Source organism: Rhodoferax sp., assembly GCF_014859475.1.
In the GTDB taxonomy this organism is placed as follows: domain Bacteria; phylum Pseudomonadota; class Gammaproteobacteria; order Burkholderiales; family Burkholderiaceae_C; genus Rhodoferax.
Genome location: NZ_JACUUE010000145.1, coordinates 1 through 6491 on the forward strand (window position 1 = coordinate 1; position 6491 = coordinate 6491).

General features: G+C 60.8%; 6 protein-coding genes and 1 pseudogene. 6 read left to right on the forward strand and 1 reads right to left on the reverse strand.

What is annotated here, in order from left to right:
* From IBX54_RS11290 to IBX54_RS11300, 3 genes and pseudogenes are all read left to right on the forward strand, one after another.
* Window positions 1-216 (forward strand): annotated as a pseudogene (locus IBX54_RS11290) (acetyl-CoA C-acyltransferase); the annotation flags it as partial.
* A 54-nt stretch (window positions 217-270) separates the two neighbouring features.
* On the forward strand, window positions 271-2205 hold the full coding sequence (locus tag IBX54_RS11295) for a type IV pili methyl-accepting chemotaxis transducer N-terminal domain-containing protein (protein WP_296542754.1): 1935 nt from the start codon (window positions 271-273) through the stop codon (window positions 2203-2205).
* 2 nt (window positions 2206-2207) lie between these two features.
* Window positions 2208-2927 (forward strand): response regulator, encoded by a 720-nt coding sequence (locus tag IBX54_RS11300; RefSeq protein ID WP_296542759.1) that lies wholly within the window; start codon window positions 2208-2210, stop codon window positions 2925-2927.
* A 7-nt stretch (window positions 2928-2934) separates the two neighbouring features.
* On the opposite strand, the gene IBX54_RS11305 is transcribed toward IBX54_RS11300, so the two are convergent.
* The gene (locus IBX54_RS11305; protein ID WP_296542755.1) at window positions 2935-3414 is read right to left on the reverse strand and encodes an Rrf2 family transcriptional regulator; all 480 of its coding nucleotides are present in this window, start codon (window positions 3412-3414) and stop codon (window positions 2935-2937) included.
* Window positions 3415-3546: 132 nt separating this feature from the next.
* On the opposite strand from IBX54_RS11305, the gene ccoG reads away from it, so the two are divergent.
* The 3 genes from ccoG to IBX54_RS11320 are packed head-to-tail and all read left to right on the forward strand — an operon-like array spanning window position 3547 to window position 6449.
* A complete protein-coding gene (gene ccoG / locus IBX54_RS11310; RefSeq protein WP_296542756.1) occupies window positions 3547-5001 on the forward strand; it encodes a cytochrome c oxidase accessory protein CcoG in 1455 nt (484 codons plus the stop codon).
* Between the two features lie 30 nt (window positions 5002-5031).
* Window positions 5032-5259: a DUF3079 domain-containing protein gene (locus IBX54_RS11315; RefSeq protein ID WP_296542757.1), complete on the forward strand. Its 228-nt coding sequence runs from the start codon at window positions 5032-5034 to the stop codon at window positions 5257-5259.
* Complete coding sequence (locus IBX54_RS11320) at window positions 5256-6449, forward strand: NnrS family protein (RefSeq protein WP_296542758.1); 1194 nt, start codon at window positions 5256-5258, stop codon at window positions 6447-6449. Before IBX54_RS11315 ends, IBX54_RS11320 begins: the two co-directional genes overlap by 4 nt.
* The last annotated feature ends 42 nt before the right edge of the window (window positions 6450-6491 follow it).

Genomic DNA, 6491 nt, shown 5'->3' on the forward strand with positions numbered 1-6491 from the left:
GCCTGCGCCGTCAGCCGCGACCTAGGGCTGGATCCGGCCAAGGTCAACCCCAATGGTTCCGGCATTTCGCTGGGCCATCCGATTGGCGCCACCGGCGCGCTGATCACCGTGAAAGCGTTGTACGAGCTCGAACGCATCGGCGGGCGTTATGCGCTGGTGACCATGTGTATCGGTGGCGGTCAGGGCATTGCCGCCATTTTCGAGCGTCAGGCCTGAGGCCGGGCTTCTGCTTGCTGAAAATCTGGTTGGATGGCATGGACGGCTGAACCCATGACCATCCAACGTCACTGGAGCCTGGGTGCCAAACTGCTGATGGTGGGGGCACCCTTTTTGCTGCTGGTGTTCATGGCCACCATTGCCACACTGTGGGTATCGTGGCAGCTCGACGGTGGCGCGGCAGCCGTCAACGAGGCTGGCCGCATGCGCATGCAGTCGTACCGCATGTCGCTCTCCATTGGTACGCAGGAAACCAGCCAACTGCCCGAACAAGCCGCCGAATTCAACCGTAGCCTGGCCACGCTCAGGCAAGGCGACCCACAGCGGCCGCTGTTCGTGTCCTGGGACGCCGACACCAGCGCGCGCTTTGCCGAAGTGGAAAAAAACTGGACGCGCTACCAGGCGCGCTGGATTCAAGCCAGGCCCGACGTGTTCACCGACCTGCGTGCCGACACCGTGGCCTTTGCTTCCCGTATCGATGATTTTGTCAACAGCATAGAAGTGCATATTGCGCGCTGGACTGCGCTGCTGCATCTGCTGCAAATGGGTATGCTGGCCTCTGTGGTGGTGGGCGCCACCGTCTTGCTCTACACCGGCTACCTGTTTGTGCTGGAGCCGGTGGGGCAACTGAAACAGGCCATTGAAAAAATCCAGATCGGCAATTTTGATGCCCGGGTGGAGCGTGTCTCCAGCGATGAACTGGGCACCCTGGCCGACGGGTTTAACGGCATGGCCGAGCATTTGCAGTCGATGTACAAAAACCTCGAAGCCAAGGTGGCGGAAAAGACCTTCTTGCTGAAGGAAAAGTCGGACCGGCTTGAGAGCTTGTACGAGGTCACAGCACTGGTGGCCAAGGCCACCTCGCTGGACGCGTTGGCACAGGACTTCACCAAGAGCCTGGCCACGATTTCCCACGCCGACGGCGTCGCACTGCGCTGGTCAAACCAGGGCGGTCAGCGCCACCTGATGCTGGCCGCCCACGGCTTGCCCGCTGACATGATCGACGGCGAGCAGTGCATTTACACCGGCGACTGCTTCTGCGGCTCGGTCACTCCAGATTCAGACTTTCGCGTCATTCCAATCCGGGACGAGTCCAGTGCGCCGCTCAAGCACTGCTTCAAGGCCGGCTTCGAAACGGTCATCACCCTGCCGGTGCGACTGCACCAGCACCTGATGGGAGAAGTCGATCTGTTTTTCCATGCGCGCGTCAACCCGACGCCTGCCGAGCGCTCGCTGCTGGAGGCCCTTGGCAGTCACCTGGCCAGCGGCATGGAATACCTTCGCCTGAACGCGCTGGAAAAAGAAGCGGCCGTGTCGCAAGAGCGCCACCTGCTGGCGCGCGAACTGCATGACTCGATTGCCCAGTCGCTGGCGTTCCTGAAAATCCAGGTCCAGCTGATGCGCGACGCCATCAAAACCTGCGATGAGACCGAAATCGCGAAAATCCTGGAAGAAATCGACGTCGGTGTGCGTGAGAGTTACAGCGATGTGCGCGAACTGCTGCTGCACTTCAGAACCCGCACCAACACCGAAGACATCGAGCCCGCGCTGGCCACCACGCTGCAAAAATTCGAGCATCAAAGCGGCATCAGAACCACCCTGACGATGCAGGGCCAAGGCATGCCACTGGCCCCGGATGTGCAGATTCAGGTGCTGCACATTGTGCAGGAAGCGCTGTCGAACATCCGCAAGCACGCCCACGCATCGCAGGCCTGGCTGGATGTGCAGCAGCAACCCGGCTGGCGCTTTGAAGTGCGCGACGATGGCATCGGGTTCAACCCCGACACCGATCAATTTGATGAAACCCATGTGGGCCTGCGTATCATGACCGAGCGCGCGCAGCGCATCGGTGCGCACATCGAGGTGCTGTCAACGCCCTCGCGGGGCAGCTCGGTCATTTTGACCCTGACACCGCCGTCCCACCCCAGCACCAGCAACGCCGACCGCATCGACAGCCTACCCGCCAACCCAACTGCAAACACCGTTTGAACATGCCAATCAACCCGCCTGACAACACGCCCATCCGCATATTGGTGGTGGACGACCACACCCTGTTCCGCCGCGGCCTGACCGCGCTGCTGGCCCGCGATGCCGGCTTGCTGGTCGTAGGCGATGCCGCAGATGCCGGGCAGGCGCTGCGCAAAGCCCAGGAGCTGCAACCCGATGTGATCCTGCTCGACAACCATCTGCCCGGGGTCAACGGCGTCGATGCGCTGCCGTCGCTGCTTGAGGCGGCACCTGAGGCCTGCATTTTGATGCTGACCGTGAGCGAGGACGAGAACGATCTGGCAGCAGCCTTGCACGGTGGTGCCAGCGGCTACCTGCTGAAAACCATGGAAGGCGACGACCTGACCGCCGCCGTGCACCGCGCCGCGCAAGGCGACAGCATCATTGCGCCCGAGATGATGGGCAAGCTGATTGCTGCCTACAAAAACACCTCTTTCAAGGCGGAACTCACCAATCAGGCCTCAGCGCCATGCCAAAGCGCGAAAACCAGCACGCCCACGGGGCTGGCCATGGCCAGCCTGTCACCGCGTGAACTCGACATCCTGCGCGGCATCGCCCGAGGTGCCAGCAACAAGGAAATAGCGCGCGAACACGGCATTGTGGAAACCACCGTCAAGATTCATGTGCAGCACGTGTTGCGAAAACTCGGGGTGAGTTCGCGGGTACACGCCGCCGTGATGGCGACCGAGCAGGGGCTGCTTTAGACCGGACTCAGGCCGTAGCGCCTGGCAAACCTGGAATTCCCTGCAATCGCCTGGTTTTGGGCAAGTTGACTGCCTGGCCAACCGGGGCCACCAAATCCGCCAGCGTTACGCCATCCAACACCGCCAGGAAACTCTGCGTGGCCTGATTCAAGACCCCTTTGAGTCTGCAGTTCTGGTTCATCCGGCACTGGTTAAGGCTCGGTTCGAAACACTCAACCACGGAAAAATCGGTCTCGGTGGCGCGCACGACGGTACCGAGGCAGAGGTCTTTGGCAGGCAACGCCAGGCGCATGCCGCCGCCGCGGCCACGGGTGGTCTCCAGCCAGCCACGGGCCGCGAGTTGCTGCACGATTTTGGTCAGGTGGCTGCGCGAAATGCCGTGACGCTCGGCGATCTCGGTGATCGTCACCGGCTCGACGCGCTCCTTGCTGGCAGCGCAGTACATCAATACGCGCAAGGTGTAGTCGGTCCATTGGGTTAGGCGCATAGGTCAGGTCAGGTTAAATCAAAGATGCATTCAATGTGTCTATTATCAGGATAAAATAATATTCATATTAAACTCTTCTTTAAGGATGGCACGTAGGTCTATACCACGACCGTTCTGCGCAGCGCCAAAACGATGAAAAAACCGTTCACCCACAAGATCATTCCGCTCCAGCCCGTCCCCGTTGACGCCGCGGCTGACAGCGTGTTTGCGTTGGGCGACGAGCAGGGCAAAATTTATCCGCGCAGCGTCGGCGGTTTCTTTACCCGCTTGCGTTGGGTGATGGTTTGGGTCACGCAACTGGTTTTTTATGGCATCCCCTGGCTGCAATGGAACGAGCGCCAGGCGGTCCTGTTTGATCTGGCTGGCAGCCGGTTCTTTATTTTTGGCCTGGTGCTGCACCCGCAGGACCTGATTTACCTGGCCGTCTTGCTGGTGCTGGCCGCACTGACACTGTTTTTCTTTACTGCCGTGGCGGGGCGGCTCTGGTGTGGCTACGCCTGCCCGCAAACCGTCTATACCGAAATATTTCTGTGGCTGGAACGCATCACGGAAGGGGATCGCCTGGCCCGCATGCGTCTGGACAGCGCGCCTTGGGGGCTTGAAAAAGCCCTACGCAAAAGCGCCAAGCAAGCCCTTTGGATTGGCCTGGGCTTGTTCACCGGATTCACCTTTGTGGGTTATTTCACACCCATTCAAGAGCTGGTGCAGGAACTGCTGACGCTGTCGTTTTCGCCCTGGGAATGGTTCTGGGTCTTGTTCTACGGCCTGGCCACTTACGGTAACGCCGGTTACCTGCGCGAACAAATCTGCAAACAGATGTGTCCCTATGCCCGCATTCAAAGTGCCCTGACCGACATGGACTCGATGGTCATCGCCTACGACACCGAGCGGGGCGAGGCCAGGGGTTCACGCGCACGGACGGCGAACCCCAAGGCGCTGGGCCTGGGCGACTGCATTGACTGCACGCTGTGTGTTCAGGTGTGTCCAACCGGCATCGACATCCGCAACGGGCTGCAAAACGAATGCATTGCCTGTGCCGCCTGCATTGATGTGTGCGACGAAGTGATGGTCAAAATGAACTACCCCACCGGCTTGATCCGATATTCGTCGGGGCGGGGCATCGCCGACCAATTGACACCCAAACAGATGGTGAAGCGGGTCTGGCGCCCACGCGTGTGGCTTTACGGCGTGTTGTTTCTGGGGGTCGTGGCGATCTTTGTCGGTGGTTTATCCACACGCAAGGGCTTTGCAATGGACATCATCAAGGACCGTGGCACCATGGCCCGCGAACTGGGCAATGGCGACATCGAAAACATCTACCGTCTGAAAGTCATGAACGCCACTGAACGCACACAAACCTATACCGCCAGTGTGCAGGGCTTGCCGGGTTTGGCGCTGGCCACCAATCCGGTGCTCAGTGTGCCGGCCACAGGTATCGGCTCACTCACCGTGCGCCTGACCCTGCCCTTTGCCACGGCACAAGAACACCGTGGCAAGGCCAGCCCGATCCACTTCCGGGTGGAAACCTACGAGCAGGGCAGAACAGTCGCCGTCGAAGAAAAATCCACTTTCGTCATCCCGCGCTAAATCCTCACAGTGCACCAACCAAACTCTGACATGGCCAAAAAATTCCCCCTTCATCCCGCCAACCCCGAGCGCATCTGCTGGGGCTGTGACCAGTTTTGCGCCATTACCGCCATGGCCTGTTCCAACGAGCGATCACCGCACCCGAGCGAATTGTTTGGCGACGACTGGCTGGCCTGGGGTGAGCAGCAACTCGCACCCAGCAACCCGCCCGCTTTTCCCGGCAACCCAACAGACGACCCCACGAGACAACCCGTATGACCCTACCGATCCTCAACAACACCCCTGCACCGACCGCACCTCAAGGCATACCTTGGCTACGGCTGGCTTTTCGTCCGTTCTATCTTGGGGCCGCCCTGCTGGCAGCGCTGATCGTGCCGCTCTGGGTGGCGGTTTTTCTGGGTGCGATCAGTTGGCAATCGGCCCCGCAGCCGCTGCTCTGGCATGCCCATGAAATGCTGTTTGGTTTTGCCATCGCGGTGATCGTGGGTTTTCTGATGACCGCCGGCAAAAACTGGACCGGTTTGCAAACCCCGCGCGGTCTGGCTTTGGGTGCCTTGGTTCTGCTGTGGCTCAGCGCGCGCGTGGCCTCGCTGGTAGCACCCTATGCGGTGTTTGCGGTGCTGGACCTGGCACTGTTGCCCATCGTCGGGCTGGTGTTTCTGCGCTTGTTGATCCAGTCACGCAACTGGCGCAATGTGCCGCTGGCGCTGATCTTGCTGCTGCTGACGGCGGTGAACCTGAGCTTTCATTTGTCGGCCAATGGTGTCATCGACCTCGACCCGATGCGCAGTTTGTACGCCGCTCTGGGTTTTGTGGTCGTCATCGAATGCGTCATGGCCGGGCGCGTGGTGCCGTTTTTTACCACCAACGCCCTGCCGACGCTCAAAATCGTCACCCTGCCCTGGCTCGACCGCACCGCGCTGGTGGCCACCGTACTGGGCATGGCGCTGTGGGTGACCGGCTGGCACAGTGGTTTGGCTGCTGCGGCCCTTGGGTTGGCGTTTGCGCTGAATCTGGTGCGCCAGTGGCGCTGGCACCCGCTGGCCACGCTGGGCCACCCGATTTTGTGGATCTTGCACGCGGCGCATCTTTGGCTGATTCTGGGATTGGGCTTGCTGGCGCTGGCGCAGTTGGACCTGATCACCACCTCGCTCGGAGTCCACGCGCTGGGCGTCGGCGCCACCGGCGGCTTGATTCTTGGCATGATGACCCGCACCGCGCGCGGCCACACCGGTCGGCCCTTGAAGGCAGAAGCACCAGAAATCGCGATCTACCTGCTGATCATGCTGGCCGCCGCGCTGCGGGTGCTGCTGCCCTGGCTGGCACCGTCGTTCTACATCATCGGCCTGGTGACCTCAGCCGCCTCCTGGAGTGCCGCGTTCCTGATCTACCTGTGGCAGTACACGCCCTGGCTGGTGAGTGCGCGCGCCGATGGAAAGGACGGTTAACGTGAAAGAACGTCGTCATTGCGAACGCTGTGACGCAATCCA

Coding starts and splice junctions, on each gene's coding strand:
- IBX54_RS11315 (WP_296542757.1), top strand. CDS start 5,032: ATGGCCAAAAAATTCCCCCTTCATCCCGCCAACCCCGAGCGCATCTGC.
- ccoG (WP_296542756.1), top strand. CDS start 3,547: ATGAAAAAACCGTTCACCCACAAGATCATTCCGCTCCAGCCCGTCCCC.
- IBX54_RS11295 (WP_296542754.1), top strand. CDS start 271: ATGACCATCCAACGTCACTGGAGCCTGGGTGCCAAACTGCTGATGGTG.
- IBX54_RS11300 (WP_296542759.1), top strand. CDS start 2,208: ATGCCAATCAACCCGCCTGACAACACGCCCATCCGCATATTGGTGGTG.
- IBX54_RS11320 (WP_296542758.1), top strand. CDS start 5,256: ATGACCCTACCGATCCTCAACAACACCCCTGCACCGACCGCACCTCAA.
- IBX54_RS11305 (WP_296542755.1), bottom strand. CDS start 3,414: ATGCGCCTAACCCAATGGACCGACTACACCTTGCGCGTATTGATGTAC.